Annotated in this window: 17 protein-coding genes; 7 read left to right on the top strand and 10 right to left on the bottom strand. The window is 39.6% G+C overall.

Annotated features, from left to right (window positions below; all coding sequences use genetic code 11):
* Positions 1 to 105 precede the first annotated feature (105 nt).
* The 5 genes from FTT94_RS02015 to FTT94_RS01995 form a co-directional block, all read right to left on the bottom strand.
* Positions 106 to 732 (bottom strand): hypothetical protein, encoded by a 627-nt coding sequence (locus FTT94_RS02015; RefSeq protein ID WP_180164223.1) that lies wholly within the window; start codon positions 730 to 732, stop codon positions 106 to 108.
* Positions 733 to 832: 100 nt separating this feature from the next.
* On the bottom strand, positions 833 to 1,279 hold the full coding sequence (locus tag FTT94_RS02010; protein ID WP_180105562.1) for a copper resistance protein NlpE N-terminal domain-containing protein: 447 nt from the start codon (positions 1,277 to 1,279) through the stop codon (positions 833 to 835).
* Between the two features lie 84 nt (positions 1,280 to 1,363).
* The gene (locus FTT94_RS02005; RefSeq protein ID WP_180170142.1) at positions 1,364 to 2,650 is read right to left on the bottom strand and encodes a serine hydrolase; all 1,287 of its coding nucleotides are present in this window, start codon (positions 2,648 to 2,650) and stop codon (positions 1,364 to 1,366) included.
* A 75-nt stretch (positions 2,651 to 2,725) separates the two neighbouring features.
* The gene (locus tag FTT94_RS02000; RefSeq protein ID WP_180010377.1) at positions 2,726 to 3,580 is read right to left on the bottom strand and encodes a MaoC/PaaZ C-terminal domain-containing protein; all 855 of its coding nucleotides are present in this window, start codon (positions 3,578 to 3,580) and stop codon (positions 2,726 to 2,728) included.
* A 133-nt stretch (positions 3,581 to 3,713) separates the two neighbouring features.
* Positions 3,714 to 5,105, bottom strand: a complete 1,392-nt coding sequence (locus FTT94_RS01995; RefSeq protein WP_180055166.1) for a 3-oxoacyl-ACP reductase — start codon at positions 5,103 to 5,105, stop codon at positions 3,714 to 3,716.
* Positions 5,106 to 5,346: 241 nt separating this feature from the next.
* Between FTT94_RS01995 and FTT94_RS01990 the strand changes: the two genes are divergently transcribed.
* Positions 5,347 to 6,867 (top strand): acetyl-CoA C-acetyltransferase, encoded by a 1,521-nt coding sequence (locus FTT94_RS01990; protein ID WP_078193989.1) that lies wholly within the window; start codon positions 5,347 to 5,349, stop codon positions 6,865 to 6,867.
* A 67-nt stretch (positions 6,868 to 6,934) separates the two neighbouring features.
* Here FTT94_RS01990 and FTT94_RS01985 read toward each other — a convergent pair whose 3' ends face one another.
* Together FTT94_RS01985 and aceI are read right to left on the bottom strand one after the other, a co-directional pair.
* Positions 6,935 to 8,038 (bottom strand): OmpW family protein, encoded by a 1,104-nt coding sequence (locus FTT94_RS01985; RefSeq protein WP_180007892.1) that lies wholly within the window; start codon positions 8,036 to 8,038, stop codon positions 6,935 to 6,937.
* A gap of 204 nt (positions 8,039 to 8,242) precedes the next feature.
* The gene (gene aceI, locus FTT94_RS01980) at positions 8,243 to 8,668 is read right to left on the bottom strand and encodes a chlorhexidine efflux PACE transporter AceI (RefSeq protein ID WP_168377760.1); all 426 of its coding nucleotides are present in this window, start codon (positions 8,666 to 8,668) and stop codon (positions 8,243 to 8,245) included.
* A gap of 116 nt (positions 8,669 to 8,784) precedes the next feature.
* Here aceI and FTT94_RS01975 point away from each other — a divergent pair, with 116 nt between their 5' ends.
* The 4 genes from FTT94_RS01975 (at position 8,785) to FTT94_RS01960 (ending at position 13,207) form a co-directional block, all read left to right on the top strand.
* Positions 8,785 to 9,675 carry a LysR family transcriptional regulator gene (locus tag FTT94_RS01975; RefSeq protein ID WP_180170141.1) on the top strand — a complete coding sequence of 297 codons (891 nt, stop codon included), beginning with the start codon at positions 8,785 to 8,787 and terminating at the stop codon, positions 9,673 to 9,675.
* 89 nt (positions 9,676 to 9,764) lie between these two features.
* Positions 9,765 to 10,754, top strand: a complete 990-nt coding sequence (tal, locus tag FTT94_RS01970; protein ID WP_078191801.1) for a transaldolase — start codon at positions 9,765 to 9,767, stop codon at positions 10,752 to 10,754.
* A gap of 72 nt (positions 10,755 to 10,826) precedes the next feature.
* Positions 10,827 to 11,477, top strand: coding sequence for a leucine efflux protein LeuE (gene leuE / locus FTT94_RS01965; RefSeq protein ID WP_180170168.1), 651 nt, complete (start codon positions 10,827 to 10,829; stop codon positions 11,475 to 11,477).
* A 560-nt stretch (positions 11,478 to 12,037) separates the two neighbouring features.
* Positions 12,038 to 13,207, top strand: coding sequence for a benzoate/H(+) symporter BenE family transporter (locus FTT94_RS01960; protein ID WP_180114066.1), 1,170 nt, complete (start codon positions 12,038 to 12,040; stop codon positions 13,205 to 13,207).
* Positions 13,208 to 13,511: 304 nt separating this feature from the next.
* Here FTT94_RS01960 and FTT94_RS01955 read toward each other — a convergent pair whose 3' ends face one another.
* The 3 genes from FTT94_RS01955 to FTT94_RS01945 all read right to left on the bottom strand — a co-directional run bounded on the left by FTT94_RS01955 (position 13,512) and on the right by FTT94_RS01945 (position 15,507).
* Positions 13,512 to 14,072, bottom strand: coding sequence for a TetR/AcrR family transcriptional regulator (locus FTT94_RS01955; protein ID WP_180055160.1), 561 nt, complete (start codon positions 14,070 to 14,072; stop codon positions 13,512 to 13,514).
* A 1-nt stretch (position 14,073) separates the two neighbouring features.
* Positions 14,074 to 14,418 (bottom strand): SMR family transporter, encoded by a 345-nt coding sequence (locus tag FTT94_RS01950; protein WP_078188613.1) that lies wholly within the window; start codon positions 14,416 to 14,418, stop codon positions 14,074 to 14,076.
* Between the two features lie 81 nt (positions 14,419 to 14,499).
* Complete coding sequence (locus FTT94_RS01945) at positions 14,500 to 15,507, bottom strand: alpha/beta hydrolase (RefSeq protein ID WP_180170140.1); 1,008 nt, start codon at positions 15,505 to 15,507, stop codon at positions 14,500 to 14,502.
* 311 nt (positions 15,508 to 15,818) lie between these two features.
* On the opposite strand from FTT94_RS01945, the gene FTT94_RS01940 reads away from it, so the two are divergent.
* Positions 15,819 to 16,262 carry a universal stress protein gene (locus tag FTT94_RS01940; RefSeq protein WP_078191806.1) on the top strand — a complete coding sequence of 148 codons (444 nt, stop codon included), beginning with the start codon at positions 15,819 to 15,821 and terminating at the stop codon, positions 16,260 to 16,262.
* Positions 16,263 to 16,403: 141 nt separating this feature from the next.
* Positions 16,404 to 16,850: a universal stress protein gene (locus FTT94_RS01935; protein WP_180170139.1), complete on the top strand. Its 447-nt coding sequence runs from the start codon at positions 16,404 to 16,406 to the stop codon at positions 16,848 to 16,850.
* The last annotated feature ends 22 nt before the right edge of the window (positions 16,851 to 16,872 follow it).

The following is a 16,872-nucleotide window of genomic DNA, read 5'->3' as shown; positions in this document are numbered from 1 at the left end:
GTTTTTTTGTCTAAGAGTGAATGAAGTTCTTAGTCAGTGGAACTAATTCGATCAATATCTTCGAATTTAAGAACTTTTGAAATAAATTTATTTGTATTTACAAGTTTATTCGCTTACAAATTGTTTTTTTGAAATTCGTTCTGAGACAGTTCCCTCGTCTGTATCTATCTGTATTCCAATTCCTCTTATCTTAGAACCAGTTTGAGTAAATTCCTCTGTTACATAATGGTCCAATTCACTTTTATTAAACTTTGTACCGGCTCCCCAAAACTCACCAAGTCCCTGCCAAAAACTATCACCCTGTGCATATTCAATTGAATAATTCCCAATTGGCAACATTAATTTTTCGCTGCTTCTTCTTGGTACTTGCACAATGGCCATAATTCCATTGTTCAATTTATTTCTAACAATGAACACCGCATCTTTATTATTTGATGCCCTCAACTGAACCGGGCCTAGAACTGAGCCATCATCAGAATAACGTAGCATTACTTTAGCAACAAAAGGCTGAGCATTTTTTTTCAATTCAGACTCATGCCTTTCGTAATCATGCTCTATTCTTTCTAAGGCATTCGGCTGATCATTATTCCCGACAGAAAGATTTAAATTCGCCAATACCGCAGAGCGGTTAACATTTTTATCAGTGAAAAAAATATATAAACTACCAACAATCACTGAAGCAATTAAAAACCCAGAAAATTGTGATCCTAAATTACGATTATTAAAGCCCACAAACCACTCATTACTAAATCATTAATTTAGCAATCAATAGCTTATAATGATCATAATTGCAACACTTTAAATTTACCAATGTAACTTTAAGATTTTTACTTTAGATTTTCCCTAGCAAAAAATCACTCTGCATTTGATAGCGTTTCGCCGTCTGGTCTTCACGAATTTCAAGCAATTGCTGATCCAAATCTACATACAAAAGATTACGCGTTTGCACATTCATAAGTTCTAGCTGCTGCTTTGATTCATCTTTAAAACGAATTACACCTTTTAGCACTTCAACGTCGTTATGACCGCTTAGACTTTCACGAGTAAGTGTATAGGTTTGATCTTCATGTAACTCAAGAGCCACAGCCATACCGGGACAATCTTCACAACGAGAAAGACAGCCCATACACGGCGTGGTACCTTTAAAATCACCCACCCATGCAGCTTGCTGTTTTTCGGCAGTAATCGCTTCTATCTCTTTTGCTTTCGTTTGAGTTGAATCCTGACAACCCAACATTGCCGACGTTGCTACTAAGGGAATCAAAACAACTTTTTTCATAGGGATATCACAGCAGTCTAAAACTGCGAGGGAAAATAGCATATTTTTCACATTTCCCCAATTTCTGTTCTATTCCGAAGTATCTTAAATCCAGCCTTTACGACCTTTTAATACTTTATCTGCACAGCGTAAGGTTTCTTGAGTTAAGCCCCATAAGCGATAATCGCCGGTGATTGAACCCGTCGCAAAGTTATGTGTATAAGCAAAACTTAAATCACGCTGCGGATCACACCACGCCCCAGAACCATTAAAACCTATATGTCCAAAACCTTGACTAGATTTGCCTAAAGTTAAAATTCGATGATATCCCAAACGCCAATTCATCGGTAAAGGCATAATACGATCACGTTTTTTATATTGAATTTTACTTAAAGATTCAAAAACTTGTGGCGTGATTAAGGTCTGTCCCTGCCACCGCCCTTGATTGGCTAGCATGGCATAGATTTTCGCTAAACTATTGGCACTAAATACGCCTGTTGCTGCAGGAATGATGGCTTGTAAACCCTCATCACTAAAAAATGAAAACTTGCGCATTCCTTTTGGAATCATACCATCTTGAAAGTCTTGCAAATTTTGTCCCGAAAGTTGTAGGAGCTGATCAAAGATTGATGGTTTTCGTGTATCAGTCTTTTTTTTCGTTGTCTGCGCTTGGGTATTTTCTTGTGCAGATGTATCTACAGCACGTTCTACTTGTTTCTTTTTCGGAATCAAGCGAGCAACCTCACTAAGTTGATGCTCTGGTACGCCAAAAAATGCATGATCCAATGCCAAAGGCTCAACCAAATAGTGTTGCATCAATTCAGCAAGCGGTCGACCTGTGGCCTTTTCAAGTATACCACCCACTTGCCAACCGAAGGTTAAAGGTTGATATGCCGCATCAGTCGTCGGCTCAAAACGTGGCTTAGCTTGTTCGATGACATTAAGCATATGTGGCCAATCTGCCATTTCAGATGCCGTTTCAATGATATTACGGATATCGTATAAACCACTTTGGTGACTCAGCATGTGCCTTAATGTGATATCCGACTTGCCATTTTGAGCAAACTCCGACCAATATGCTGCAACGGGAGTATCGTAATCAAGAAAGCCTTCGCTCACTAAAATATGTGCAAGCGTTGCAAGTACACCTTTACCCGTGGAATAACAGACCGAGGGTGTATTGGCCTGCCAAGCTTCTTCGGCTGACTTTTTACCAGTCCAAATATCTACGACTTTTTGACCTTTAAAATATACCACTAAGGCTGCTCCGCCTAAGTGGCTTCGAGCATCCTGCATCCGGCTAAATTGCGCCGCCAAATCTTGAAACGCCTCGTCGACTGTACCTTGATAATTATTCTTCTGTGCAAATAGATATTCTTTGAGCGCCTGCATCATCATTCCTTTGAATATGAATCGCTTGAGATTAAAACAAAAAAGCCTAAACCGATATCGATTTAGGCTTAAGTCTTAAAGTGCCTTCACATTTCCCGCGACATGCGGTTTTTTGTTCTTACTATTTCGAATGGCAAACTCTGTATCTTTACCCGTTTGTGCAGTAAGGAACTCAACTTGAGAAGGCAAATACATTGGTAATTTAAACCATACATCTGCTTCATAGGCATCTGGCAAAGTTAAGCTCGACAAAGCTTTGGCTTTACTCCACATACCATGTGCAATGGCTTGTTTAAAACCAAACGCTTTTGCTGTTACAGCATGAATATGAATTAAGTTAAAGTCACCAGAAGTCAACGCATAACGGCGACCGGTATTTTCAGAAACATTCCATTCAGCTTGAACTTGCAACTCTGCTGGCTTTGTTTCGGTAGATTTTGCCGCAGCTTTGTTCTCTGTTTTTTGACGTGCTAAATACGTGGTTAATGATTCTACAACCACTTCATCGCCCACTTTTGCAGTGGTAATAAAGTCAAATTGCACGCCTTTATCATGTGGCTGTAATTCACCAAATTTGCATGACAATGACAGTGTTTCATTCACACCGACTTTGCGATATTGCTTCACTTGGTTACGAATATGTACCAAACCTAAGATCGCAAAAGGAAAAGCTTCCGTGGTCATCATATGCATTTGCAAACTTTGAGAAAGCACAGCCAAATAAATCGCTGGGATATAACCATTGTTTTTAAAGCCACACACTTCGTTATAGGCTTTTAAATGCTTTTGATCAACCTTAAATGAATCCACCACATATTCAACTTGCGGCAGCACTTTTTCAGCTTTAGGCTTTTTAAAAATCAAGCCTTGAATCACTTTTGGATAGGCTAAATAAGGTTTTGGAAGTTGACTAAAATGGCGAGTATTCATACTAAACCTTTGGAAGTTTTATCTTTATAAAGTTCCCTTCCTTTTAAAGAAGGATATTTTAAATCCCCCTCATCCCCCTTTGATAAAGGGGGACTTCTCCTCTCTTTTTCAAAGGGAGGTCGGGAGGGATTAATTAAGCCCCTAACAAGCTTTGACCACACACACGTACCACGTTACCGTTCAAGCCTGTCGATGCCGTTGAAGCAAACATCGCAATCGTTTCAGCAACGTCTACAGGTAAACCACCTTGACTCATCGAGTTCATACGACGACCTGCTTCACGGATTGCAAATGGAATCGCAGCAGTCATTTGCGTTTCAATGAAGCCTGGAGCAACAGCATTAATGGTTACGCCATTTTTCAATAATGGAGCAGTAAATTTAACCACACCAACAACACCTGCTTTAGAAGCAGCATAATTGGTTTGACCTAAGTTACCTGCGATACCTGAAATAGAAGATACGCACACAATACGACCATTTGCATTGAAGCCATCATTTTCAAGAAGGTAATCATTTACACGCTCAATCGCAGACAAGTTAATGTTAATCACCAAGTCCCAAAGCTCAGGTTTCATATTGGCCAAAGTTTTGTCACGGGTAATCCCTGCATTGTGCACGATGATATCCAAACCACCTTGAGCAGCTGCAGCCGCTTTGATTTTTTCACCGGCATCGTTTGCAGTAATATCAATCGCGAGCGTAGAACCGCCAATTTCACCTGCAACACGGTCAAGATCTGCTTGCTGCTGTGGAACGTCTAAACAAATCACATGCGCGCCATCACGTGACAATACATGTGCGATTGCTTCACCAATACCACGGCTTGCACCTGTTACAACAGCTGTTTTGCCTGCAAGCGGCTTATTCCAATCAACATCCACAACATCTGCTTTAGATACACGAATCACCTGACCCGATACATAAGCTGAACGTGGTGAAATTACAAAACGTAATGCAGATTCTAAGTTTGCTTCAGCACCTTCGTCCACATAGACTAACTGTGCAGCAATCCCTTTCTTAAACTCTTTACCGACTGATTTTACAAAACCTTCTAATGCACGTTGTGCAATGGCTTGTTTCACAGTTTTCGCAGTTTCTGGTGTTGTACCAACAACGACAACGCGACCAGACGCCTGAATTTGACGCGCGATTGGGTTAAAAAATGCATATAAGGCATGCAGTTGTTCTGAGTTTTGAATACCTGAAGCATCAAATACCACAACTTTAAACTTAGACTCTTTATCGCCTTCGTTAAATGCGCTTAAGTTCAGACCTGATTTTGCCGCAGCTTGTTGTAATTCAGCATTATTACCTGCATAGCTATTGGCATGAATATTTGCCAAGACTTGTGCAATTGCACCAGACAATGTTGAAGCAGGCGCTGCACCGAATAAAACTGCACCTTTAACTACAGGTGTTGCAGACTCAAAACGCTCTAAAAAAGTCGGTGATGGTAAACCTAAATTTTTGATGACAAATTTACCAATAGGAGATTTTGCAAATGTTTGGTATTGATCAGTCATGTTTATTATCTCTCATACAGATTAATTTTTGATGGATCTGAAGATATCCCTTTAACTTCAAGATGATGTCAGATACTTATATTTCAATAGTTCCATCAGTTTCCATGGAATCATACTTGAGTTAAACCGCAGATGGCTTGACCTGAATGCTTTAGCGAATGTCATTTTAGTCAATTTACCCATTTGGTGAATATGCTAATGTACCCAACAAGAAGATCATCCACATGCTTGGAAAAGCCTTATGAGCAAAACAACTCAAGAAAATCCAGCAGTCGAAACTCCGACCACGGAAACTGTGTCAAATACATCAAAGAGTACACCACGTACCGCTAAAAGTACGGGCACAGCAACCAAGTCTACAAGTGATGCCGCTAAAACGAGCCGTCCTCGTCGTGCATCTACACGTAATAAGACACCCGCTTCAAACCCTAAAACAGCTTCAAAATCAACAACTCAAACGTCTGTTCAACAGGATAATACCATGAGTCAAAACACAGTTCGCCGCGTTGCTATTATCGGTGGTAATCGTATTCCTTTCGCTCGTTCTAACGGCGCTTACTTCACTGCATCAAACAGCGATATGTTCACCGCTGCATTAAATGGTCTTGTTGAACGTTTCAACCTTCAAGGTCAACGCCTTGGTGAAGTTGTTGCTGGCGCCGTGTTAAAACACAGTCGTGACTTTAACATGACCCGTGAGTGTGTACTCAATACCGAACTTGCTCCTGAAACACCTGCTTACGATATTCAACAAGCATGTGGTACAGGTTTACAAGCTGCTTTCTTGGTTGCTAATAAAATTGCTTTGGGTCAAATCGAAGTGGGTGTTGCTGGCGGTGTAGACACAACCTCTGATGCACCGATCGCTTTTGGTGATGGTTTACGTAAAGCTTTACTTGAATTGAACATTGCTAAAACGGGTAAAGACCGCCTAAAAGCATTAACTAAAATTAATGTTAAAGATTTGATGGATGCACCGAAAAACGGTGAGCCACGTACAGGTCTTTCTATGGGTGATCATCAAGCCATTACGACACTTGAATGGGGTATTTCACGTGAAGCGCAAGATGAACTTGCTGCATCTTCACATCAAAAAATGGCAGCTGCTTACGAAGAAGGTTTCTTCGATGACCTGATTACGCCATTCCTTGGTTTAGAGCGTGACAACAACTTACGTGCAGACTCATCAGTAGAAAAACTTGCGAAGTTAAAACCAGCGTTTGGTAAAGGCGATGCGCGTACGATGACTGCGGGTAACTCGACTCCACTAACTGATGGTGCGTCATGTGTCCTTCTTGCCTCTGAAGAATGGGCAAAAGCAAACGGTCACGAAGTGCTTGCTTATTTAACCTTCCAAGAAACAGCGGCGGTTGACTTTGTAGAGAAAAAAGAAGGCTTATTGATGGCGCCTGCGTATGCAGTGCCTCGTATGCTTGAACGTGCAGGTATTACGCTACAAGATTTCGATTACTATGAAATTCATGAAGCATTTGCTTCTCAAGTATTGTCTACGCTTAAAGCATGGGAAGATCCGAAGTTCTGTAAAGAACGTTTAGGCTTAGATGCACCATTGGGTTCAATTGATCGTTCTAAATTGAACGTGAAAGGTTCATCTCTTGCTGCAGGCCACCCATTTGCTGCAACTGGTGGTCGTATTATTGCAACTGCTGCAAAACTATTGAACCAAAAAGGTTCAGGCCGTGTACTCGTATCAATTTGTGCTGCGGGTGGTCAAGGCGTAACAGCGATTATTGAAAAATAATCCTTTATGCTTTAAAGCAAAAAACCGCTCTTATGAGCGGTTTTTTATTTCAGAGATTTCATAATTTTTAGAAACGATAACCGACACCTAAATAAGTAATGATGGGATCAATATCGATCTTTGTCGTTGCATGAATTAACTGTTCACCGGTCGTTTGGTTAATCACATCGATCTTGGTCTTATTATTTAACTTTGCATAAGACACTGAAGCTGCTGTAAACCAATTTGGGGTGAAGTCATAGGTAAAACCGAGTGTGACAATTGGAGCAATCGCATCATCCGCATCGACATCGACCACCATTTTACCTGATGATTCTTTACCGTCTAATGCAGCACCTGCAAGATTATCCTTAATATTTTGAATCATATGCCCTGCAGCAATTAAGTCAGATTCAATACCTTTATTGAGTTCAATATCATTAAAATACGCATACATAATCCCTGCACCTACATAAGGTCTGAATTTATTCACGCCCGATTTTCCAAATTGATACTGAGCTTGAAATGCTGGCGTCCAAGCACGCGCTGTTGCTGCTTTACCATAAGCATCCAGATTGGTAATTGGTACATCATAATCCAAAGGTAAACCGTCCGGAAACAGCAAACCAGCAAGACCTCCCGGCATTGCATTGCCAGATAAAGGTGCCGTAATCATCCCTTTCCCTTGAATATCCACTTTGGGAGGAATACCGCCAATCATCTGTAAGGATACGTTGTCATTGATATAATAATTGACCATCAAACCTAAAGTATCAACATCCTCTGCTTCTAGACCAGTGCCTCCTGCTGACCAATTTTCCAATCCATATAATGTCGATGTCCCTGCAATATCTGGTTTGATATTGCCTTTGCCATCTGTCATGAGTCCATTAATAAAACTATCTTCTAATAATGTTCCTAAAGTCTCCTTTAAATTTACTGTGTTATCACCGTCTTGAATCGTTGCATTTGGGTCAATTGCTTGTAAAAAACCCTCTTCACTAATGCTTCCAACTTTGGCCTGTGTCCCATTTGCCACAGAAGTATTAATGTTAAAAGGATTCGCCTTTCCTTGCGGCATCACGTGTAACCAACCTGCAGATACAGAAAAGCGCTTAAAGTTACCATCTGCAAATGTAAATTGTGTAAGCCCAAGTAAAACAACAGGTGTGACAATTTTTATCAATTTCATATGCTAACTCCTTGTTTTGCATATTTTTTTAATTAATTTATAAAAACATTCTTTGTTCTTATATTTAAAAGTTATGTAATTATTCTAACTTTTTATAGTTAGTTTATGTTTTTATATATTATTATTTGTTAAATATTGCACTATTTTGATGCAAAAAAGGCCTGTATTTATCAGTACAGGCCAATGTGATTTTCTTATTGAAATTTAACGATATTGTGGTTGGTAGCCCAAGTGCGCCTCGATCTGGTCATAGCACCATTGGAAAATAAATGTGTAGACTAAAATGCACATGGTCATACTAAAATCGAGCAAAATCGCCTGCCATAAGGTCATATGCATGGCATAAGCCACCATTGGGATGGTTGCAAGCATTAAGCCGCCTTCAAATCCAATCGCATGTAAAACACGTACACCAAAGGTTCTTTTTAACTTTCTTTTTGCTTCAAATTTTTCAAAATAATGATTAAAAATCATGTTCCAAATCACAGAAGTCACCGCCATCGCAATACCTAGCGTACCTGTCACCTCCATCGGAACTTTAAAAATAAAACTTAACGCAATAGCAATGATCACCAATAGGATGATCTCATAGCTTAGCGCATGAATAATCCTTCTCTTGGAAATCGTCATTTTGAAACACTCTATCATTTGTAAAAAACTTATTTTATTTTTATATTATTGATTAATCGAGTTAGTTTCTTTCAATATTATTGAAAGGTTGTATTCCTTTATTTTTCTGTATGCTCATGAATATTAATCAAGAACAACTGATGATTTTTAAAACAGTCATGGAAACAGGATCATTTTCCGCAGCTGCCAGACAACTCGGCAAAGTGCCTTCAGCGGTCAGCATGTCCATTGCCAATTTCGAAATTGATCTCAACCTTAAACTGTTTGAGCGCGTTGGTCGTGAACCTGTGCCCACAGCTCAAGCGCTAAACCTGTATGAAAAAACTGAACAATTATTGATAGAAATCAATCAGTGGAAACAGCATGCAATTGCGCTGAGTCATGGTTTAGAGTCATCACTGAATATCGTGGTGGTATCAGAACTGCTTCATACGCAGTGGACCGACTATATCTCTTTGCTAGAAGCTCATTTTCCATCTTTGCAAATCAATATTTTTTCTGCGCCTCAAGAAGATGCCCAAAAGATGTTATTACTAGGTCAAGCACAGCTTGCTCTAATATTTGAACGTGAACAGCTTGAGAGTTATGAACAATTTGTCGAATTGAAACGTGAAGCATTGGTTCCTGTTGCTGCGACAAAACATGGCCTGTCGAAATTTAAGCAAGTCAGTTTTGAGCAAATTTTGCAAAGTCGGCAAATCGTGGTTGCAAGTCGTGATAAAAGTATCAAACCAGAGTTGTTATTTTCCAAACACAGTTGGCGTACAGATAACCACCACTCTGCTTGTTCGATGATTATTCAAGGTCTGGGTTGGGGTGTGCTTCCATTAGAGATGTTTAATGAAAATCCGACGCTCAAAGATCAACTCAAAATCTTAAGCTTTCAAGATTTCACACCCAAATTTGAATATTTCGTCGACTTGGTCTGGAACCGTGAAAAACCACTCGGCTCGGCTGCTCATTTTTTGATTAATCACATCCGAAATTCACGAAAAACTACGATTTAGACCGCCTAATTGGGCGGTTTTTGGTTGGGTTCTAAACAGATTGTGTTATAAAAGTATGTACACCAAGAACATTAAGAACTAGATTTCAAATGACTCAAAATGCGTTAAACCAATTAAAAAGCCTAACAACGATTGTTGCTGACAGCAGTGATTTAGCTGCGATTAATACATTCCGTCCATTGGATGCGACTACAAATCCATCTTTAATTACAGCAGCGGCAAATCAACCTGAAAATAAAGAACTGATTGAAAGTGCTTTTGAACAAGCGCGTAAAGAAGGTTATCAAAACGATGAGCTGGTTGAGCGCACCATCGATATTCTTACGGTCAAATTTGGTGTTGAAATTTTAAAATTGATCGAAGGACGTGTATCTACAGAAGTCGATGCAGCCTTGTCTTATGATACTGATGCCACCATTGCAAAAGCTAAAGAGTTATTGGCTTTATATGCACAGTATGGTATCGATCAAAACCGTATCTTAATTAAAATTGCCTCAACATGGGAAGGCATTCAAGCCGCTAAAGCCCTTGAAGCCGAAGGCATTCACTGTAATCTGACTTTATTGTTTGGCTTACATCAAGCTCAAGCCTGTGCAGATGCTCAAGTCACGCTGATTTCGCCATTTGTCGGTCGTATTTTAGATTGGTACAAAAAAGCTGAAAATGTGGATAGCTACCCGATTGAGAAAGATCCAGGCGTGTTATCAGTGAAGCAGATTTACCACTACTACAAACAACATGACATCAAAACTGAAATTATGGGTGCTAGTTTCCGTAGTATTGATCAAGTGCTTGGTTTAGCAGGTTGTGATTTATTGACGGTTTCACCGAATTTATTGGCAGAACTGGAAAAAGATCAGCGTACCGTGGAAGTGCAATTGTCTAATCATCATGCGCATGCACACTGTCAACACGATGTACAAGTGCTCGACAAGCAAACTTTCAAAGCTGAAGTTGAAAAAGACTTAATGTCTTTCCAACTATTACAAGGCGGTATTGATGGTTTTATTAAAGCCCGTGAGCAATTAAGTAGCTTACTGCGTCAAACTTTTGGCTTAGATGCTGAAATAAAAGCATAAATTAGAAATTTTCAGTTTCATTTAGAACCGAAGTTGTATACTACAGCTTCGGTTTTTATTAGAGTGTCTTCAGTGTTTGGAATCACAGACTTAACGACCTTTATTATTGGTACGATATTAATTGTGATTTTACCCGGGCCAAATTCACTTTATGTCATGTCTGTTGCTTCTCGCTATGGCATTAAGGTCGGCTATTTAGGCGCTTTTGGCGTTTATACTGGCGATTTAATCTTAATCTTACTCACCGCTCTAGGGGCTGCATCCTTACTTCATGCCTTCCCTTGGTTATTCTTATTATTAAAAATTGTCGGTGCGCTGTATTTAAGTTATCTAGGTATCAAACTTTTCAAGGCTGCCTACCAAACATGGAATGCCGTTCAAATGCCAGAACAACTCGACACCAAGCAACTGAGTTTGAATGAATTGAAACCGTTTAAGACTGCATTAACCATCAGTATTTTAAACCCTAAAGCCATTCTTTTTTACTTATCGTTCTTTGTGCAATTCGTCGATCCTGCATATCCATATCCTGCGATTACATTCACCGCACTCGCGATCGTACTGCAAATTATTAGTATGAGCTATTTAACGATTTTGATCTTTTCGGGTGCAAAACTGGCCACCTATTTTAGCCATCGTTATAAATTTACGGCATGCTGCGTGGCAGCAGTTGGTCTTCTATTTTGCGGATTTGGTCTAAAGCTTGCGACATCTACCATGTAAATGATATGTATACAGTACAAAGCTCAAAGTTTTAACTCCGGATAATCTACGATGCCTTTAACTTTTAAAAGGATGAAACATCCACAATGTGTGGTTGTCGATTCGTTCTATTAAAGTGCCGTTTGTTAATAATTGATGCTACGCACGTAAAAGTAATTTCGCATTTTTAAAATGCTTTTTAAGTCTATTCGACGGAGTCTTACATCTAGGATTTAAATAAAGGGATTAGCCTTCGGCTGGAGGTACTTTTGTTTCGGCAAAAGTACCCAAAACCATTGTCATCCGCAAAACTCGTTCACTAGCGTCTAATTATTCAAAGTATCGCAAAAACATTTTTGAATAGAAGTAGTCCTGTCTCAAACACTTGCGAATGACGTTGCCGCGTATCGTTCTTTTATTTGAATCAAATGGCTCTTCTGATGTTACTGCGTAACATCAGTGAATAAATAAAGTATTTCCATAATCTCTCGATGAGCACTTTTACTGTACAGGGCTTGAGCGTATCATCCTGAAAAATGTCATCTTAAATCTGCGCCAACAATACTCATAGCTCGATCATTATGCAAAAACTACTCCAAGACTTTTCCATTCCAGCTGCTTTTGCAGGTTTTATTACGTTCTTAGTCGGGATCAGCGTTTCGGCTGTTTTGGTGATCCAATCTGCACAACTGCTCGGTGCCAACACCGCAGAAATTACCTCTTGGTTTTGGGCACTCGGTTTGGGTATCGGCTTAAGCGGGCTGATTCTGTCTTGGAAATTTAAATATCCTGTTGCGACTTCATGGTCCACTGCAGGACTGGCACTGATTTTAGCGACCGCAAATGGTTACAGCATGAATGCCGCCCTAGGTGCATTTCTTGTTTGCGGCTTATTGACAGCAATACTCGGATTTTTAGGTATTTTTGAAAAAATACTGCGCTATATCCCACAAAGTCTAACCAGTGCAATGTTAGCAGGCGTACTCCTTAAATTTGGTATTGAGTTATTTGTCAGTTTACAAAATGAATGGGCATTCGTTCTTGGTTTACTCGCAGCTTATGTCCTCAGTAAACGACTGTTACCGCGTTATAGCATTGTCATTACGGTAATCATTGGCATTATGCTTTGCCCATTATTACTTGGCTTTCAATTACCGGCGCTTAATTTAGAACTCGCACAGCCGGTTTGGGTCACACCTGAATTTTCGATCTCAGCAATACTGGGTTTAGCGCTACCACTCTTTGTAATCAATATGGCCTCTCAGTATTTACCGGGTTTAGCCATGATTAAAAGTTATGGCTATCAACCCAACGTCAATCAACTGATCGGTTGGACTGGGACAGCCCAAACGCTACTCGCGCCATTTGGATGTTTTAGTGTCAATATTGCTGCGATTAGTGCTGCCATCAGTCTAGATGACCAAGCCCACCCCGATGAGAAAAAGCGCTATATCGCAGGTATGACCTGTGGCTTCTTTTATATTTTGATGGGCCTGTTTGCAGCCACTTTGGTGAGTTTCTTAACCGCTTTCCCATTGGTATTTATTACCGCTTTAGCAGGCATTGCCCTACTAGGCACCATTGGACACAACATCGTCATTGCTTTCCAAGAAGCGAGTGAACGTGACGCCGCTCTACTCACCTTCTTGTTTAGTGCATCGGGCGTACAGTTTTTTGGTATTGGCTCTGCATTTTGGGGTTTGGTCTTTGGTTTAGTCGTGCATGCTATTTTCAAATATAAAAGAAATTAAGCCCTCAGTTAAATAATTTGCTTCAAATAAAGAATGATACGCGGTAACGTCATCCGCATGTGTTTGAGATTGGACTATTTCTAATCAAAAATGTTTTTGCGGTGAGGAGCAATGCTCCGCAAAATGGTTTCCTTACGTAGCACGCTTCTCATTTTGCCGAATGAGAAACAACATTTCAAGAGTACCTCCAGCCGAAGGTTAATCCCTTTATTCAATCCCTAGATGTAAGACTCTGTCGAATAGACTTAAAAATCATTTTAAAAATGCGTAATTACTTTTACGTATGTAAAATCAGTTATTTAATCTATTTCGCTCGATACGTTCTGGCGATCAGTTCTTGTTTTAATAATTGGGTTTCACTTTCATCTTCCACTTCTGTAAAAGCGGTGAGCCAAATACCATCAGCTGCATAACGAACAATTTTGAGTTCTATATCTAAATCGGTCTGATGATGTCGCTCTAAACGTGAGTTCATCCATTCAATCCAATATTCATTAAAAGTTTTATCAGTCAGCATGGTCATCGAAATCGCAGACCATGACTGTTGCAAACCCATGATTTGTTTTTCTAAAGTAATTTCAATATAGGCTCGGGTAAAACGACCGTATGGCTCAGGGTCTTCGTCAATTAATCGGTCAACGACCTCGTCTAATTGAGCCAAAAGCATCACAATCATGGACTCTAAGAGCTTTTGCTTATTTGAAAAATGATGAAATACACCACCTTTTGTAACCCCAACTAAATCCGCAACGGCTTGAATCGACACCCCGTTGACACCTTTATCTGCAGCAAGACGGATTGCATGCTGCAAAATACTTTGGCGTATCAGTTGAGGCTCTTTCTTGCGCTGATGCGGATTATCCATATTAATGTCCAGCTGAAGTTGAAAACAGGTTGATCACGACCACACCTGAAACAATCAGGCCTATCCCTAACATGGCTGGGAGGTCTAAACTTTGACGAAAGATAAAGTAGCCAATTAGTGCGGTTAAAACAATACCAACGCCTGCCCAAATGGCATAAGCAATACCAAGTGGTATGACTTTAATCACCTGAGACAATAAATAAAATGCCAAACAGAATAAAACTGCGACAGCCAATGAAGGCGCAAGTTTGGTAAAGCCTTCTGACTTCACCAAAAATGTCGAACCAATTACTTCTGAGATAATCGCCAATGACAGTAAGCCATACGCCAATGTTACCGAATTCATTATTCATTCCAAAACAAACATACCAACTGGTAGGTATGTTATTAAGTTAGAGATTATTCTGCAAGCATTTTAAGTCTGTTTTTAATTTTTAACGGACTGTACGTGTTGTTGCAAAAATTCTAAAGTGCGATCAAAGGTCTGCTGGCTAGCCTTTTTACTCATCATAAATTGATATTCATGTACCAAATATTCTTTCGAATCTGGATAAAATACCGCCGTCACAGGTACATTATTTGCCTTCAATTTTTCTACAAAAGGCTCAGATTGCGTTTTGGTTAAAAAATCTTTATTGCCACCGCTGATAAATACAGGCGGATAATTTGCATTAATATTTGAGGCCGTTGAAATACGCGTTAAAAACTCGGCATCATCTTTTTTGTCTCCGGTATACGCCTGAACTAAGTTATAGACGCCCCACTCGATCAGTCCAATCTCTGCGGGTGCAGTATTTACAAAGCTGTTTAAATCATAAATACCACAATGTAAAATCAGCCCTTTAAGCTGTGAAGGCTTTAATACAGGTTGAATCTTTGACGCTTTCGCAAAATCTGGCTTCGTAACCAAGGCGGCATAATGACTGGCCATATTTGCACCTGCAGAATCCCCGGCCAAATACATATTTTGCGAATCAATGCCATATTGTGCTGCATGTAGATTCAAAAACGTCAGTGCTGCATCTATTTGGTTGAGCTGTGTGGGATAAATGGCGTCAGGTGCAAACTGATATTGAACAGAAACCACATTATAGCCTTGGGCTGCGAGCCGTTTAAAATATCCCCCTGCATGTTCTTTTGAGCCAGAGACCCAACCGCCCCCGTGGATCCAAACAATTGTTGGTCTGGGTGCAATAACCGTACTTGTTTCAGGTTGATAGATATCCAAGCTTAAATTTGGATTTTGTAGATATTGAATATTTGACTGCACAATAACATTGTCAGGAGCATGTAGGTTGATGAAGGTCTTTTGAACTTGTGTCGATAAGTTAAAAGCACCTGCAATCACTTTGGTACTACTTTGCGTGTTTTGACAACCAGACAAATACAACACTGAACACATACTGAGTACAACCAACCCTGCTTTATATGACATATCAAACTATCCAATCGCATCAATTCTGTTATAAATCTTAGATTTAAAACTGTATATAGTTTAGGCTTATTTTTATAAAGTTCAAATTGATCATTTAGGCTCAAAATCCGAGAAAATTAGTCGATTTTATTTTAATATTTTTTGAGCAAAGTCCGAGTTTTCCGCTCAGATTTATTTGACGACTTATCGACATTAATTTATGTAATTTTATGAATTTACAATATTTTTTAGATTAATAAATTGAACCATGCACGACAATGTGTTATCAATAATCTATAGGGTTTAAAAGCAAAATTACAGGAGATTGTTCCATGTCATATCAAAACATTTTAGTACCTGTCGATGGTTCAGAAATCTCGTTTTCTGCAGTTAAAAAAGCTGCAATTATTGCCAAGGCGTTTAACAGCCAACTCACTTTAATCAGCCTTGTAGCTGAAGACCCATTTACCGATGCAGACTTCTATTATTCTTCATCAATCATGAAAGAATATTTCGTACAAGCTTATGCAAATGCAGAATCTGCATTGAAAGAAGCTGTGCAAATTACAACTGAAGTGGGTGTAGAAGCACAAAGTAAAATCATTAAAGGCCAAGTTTCTGCTGAAGGTGTAGTAGAAGCAGCCAATGAAGTCAAAGCTGATTTGATCGTGATGGGTTCACATGGTCGCAAAGGCTTTAAGAAAATGCTACTCGGCAGCTTCGCACAAGATGTACTCAGCAATACTGAATTACCCGTGTTGGTTGTAAAAGCTTAAGATGACCAAGCCCACACAATGTGGGCTTTTTTGTATTCAGCACACCCTTCACCAAAAAGCTTACCCTTTTGTCTAATTCATACAATATCGTGAATAGAGCAAGATTAGATTGATAACATTTAAAATATTAAGGAAGCAGATATGAGTCAATATCAACAAATTTTAGTCCCTGTGGATGAATCTCCAATTTCATATTCTGCTGTTGAACATGCCCTCAGCTTGGCTAAAAGTCAAAATGCACACGTGACTATTGTCAGTGTTGTTGCTGTTGATCCATTCGTTGGTGTCGATTTCTATGCTGTGGCACCTGCAATCACTGAATATTTTATGCAAGCTGAAAAAAGTGCTCAGCTGCGTTTAGAAGATATCAAACAAACCTTTGTACGTGATGGTATCGAAGTTAAAACTCGTTTGATTCATGGTGTATCGCCAACTGAAGGGATTTTACAAGTGGCTGATGAAATCTCTGCGGATTTAATCATCATGGGTTCACATGGACGCACAGGTTTGAAAAAAGCCATGCTAGGCAGCGTGGCACAAAATATTTTAACGCAGTGCCCAATTCCTGTTTTGATCATCAAGCAGTAAACTAAGATTCAAAAAAAGCCCT

This window comes from Acinetobacter sp. YH12027, assembly GCF_013420085.1.
In the GTDB taxonomy this organism is placed as follows: Bacteria; Pseudomonadota; Gammaproteobacteria; order Pseudomonadales; family Moraxellaceae; genus Acinetobacter; species Acinetobacter amyesii.
This window is presented reverse-complemented; position numbering and strand designations above follow the sequence as displayed.

Bases quoted from the DNA above. Each gene is read 5' to 3' on its own strand.
- FTT94_RS02000 (WP_180010377.1), bottom strand. From the start codon at position 3,580: ATGAATACTCGCCATTTTAGTCAACTTCCAAAACCTTATTTAGCCTAT.
- FTT94_RS01955 (WP_180055160.1), bottom strand. From the start codon at position 14,072: ATGGATAATCCGCATCAGCGCAAGAAAGAGCCTCAACTGATACGCCAA.
- FTT94_RS02005 (WP_180170142.1), bottom strand. From the start codon at position 2,650: ATGCAGGCGCTCAAAGAATATCTATTTGCACAGAAGAATAATTATCAA.
- aceI (WP_168377760.1), bottom strand. From the start codon at position 8,668: ATGACGATTTCCAAGAGAAGGATTATTCATGCGCTAAGCTATGAGATC.
- tal (WP_078191801.1), top strand. From the start codon at position 9,765: ATGACTCAAAATGCGTTAAACCAATTAAAAAGCCTAACAACGATTGTT.
- FTT94_RS01975 (WP_180170141.1), top strand. From the start codon at position 8,785: ATGAATATTAATCAAGAACAACTGATGATTTTTAAAACAGTCATGGAA.
- FTT94_RS02010 (WP_180105562.1), bottom strand. From the start codon at position 1,279: ATGAAAAAAGTTGTTTTGATTCCCTTAGTAGCAACGTCGGCAATGTTG.
- FTT94_RS01995 (WP_180055166.1), bottom strand. From the start codon at position 5,105: ATGACTGATCAATACCAAACATTTGCAAAATCTCCTATTGGTAAATTT.
- FTT94_RS01940 (WP_078191806.1), top strand. From the start codon at position 15,819: ATGTCATATCAAAACATTTTAGTACCTGTCGATGGTTCAGAAATCTCG.
- FTT94_RS01960 (WP_180114066.1), top strand. From the start codon at position 12,038: ATGCAAAAACTACTCCAAGACTTTTCCATTCCAGCTGCTTTTGCAGGT.
- FTT94_RS01945 (WP_180170140.1), bottom strand. From the start codon at position 15,507: ATGTCATATAAAGCAGGGTTGGTTGTACTCAGTATGTGTTCAGTGTTG.
- FTT94_RS01935 (WP_180170139.1), top strand. From the start codon at position 16,404: ATGAGTCAATATCAACAAATTTTAGTCCCTGTGGATGAATCTCCAATT.
- FTT94_RS01990 (WP_078193989.1), top strand. From the start codon at position 5,347: ATGAGCAAAACAACTCAAGAAAATCCAGCAGTCGAAACTCCGACCACG.
- FTT94_RS01950 (WP_078188613.1), bottom strand. From the start codon at position 14,418: ATGAATTCGGTAACATTGGCGTATGGCTTACTGTCATTGGCGATTATC.
- FTT94_RS01985 (WP_180007892.1), bottom strand. From the start codon at position 8,038: ATGAAATTGATAAAAATTGTCACACCTGTTGTTTTACTTGGGCTTACA.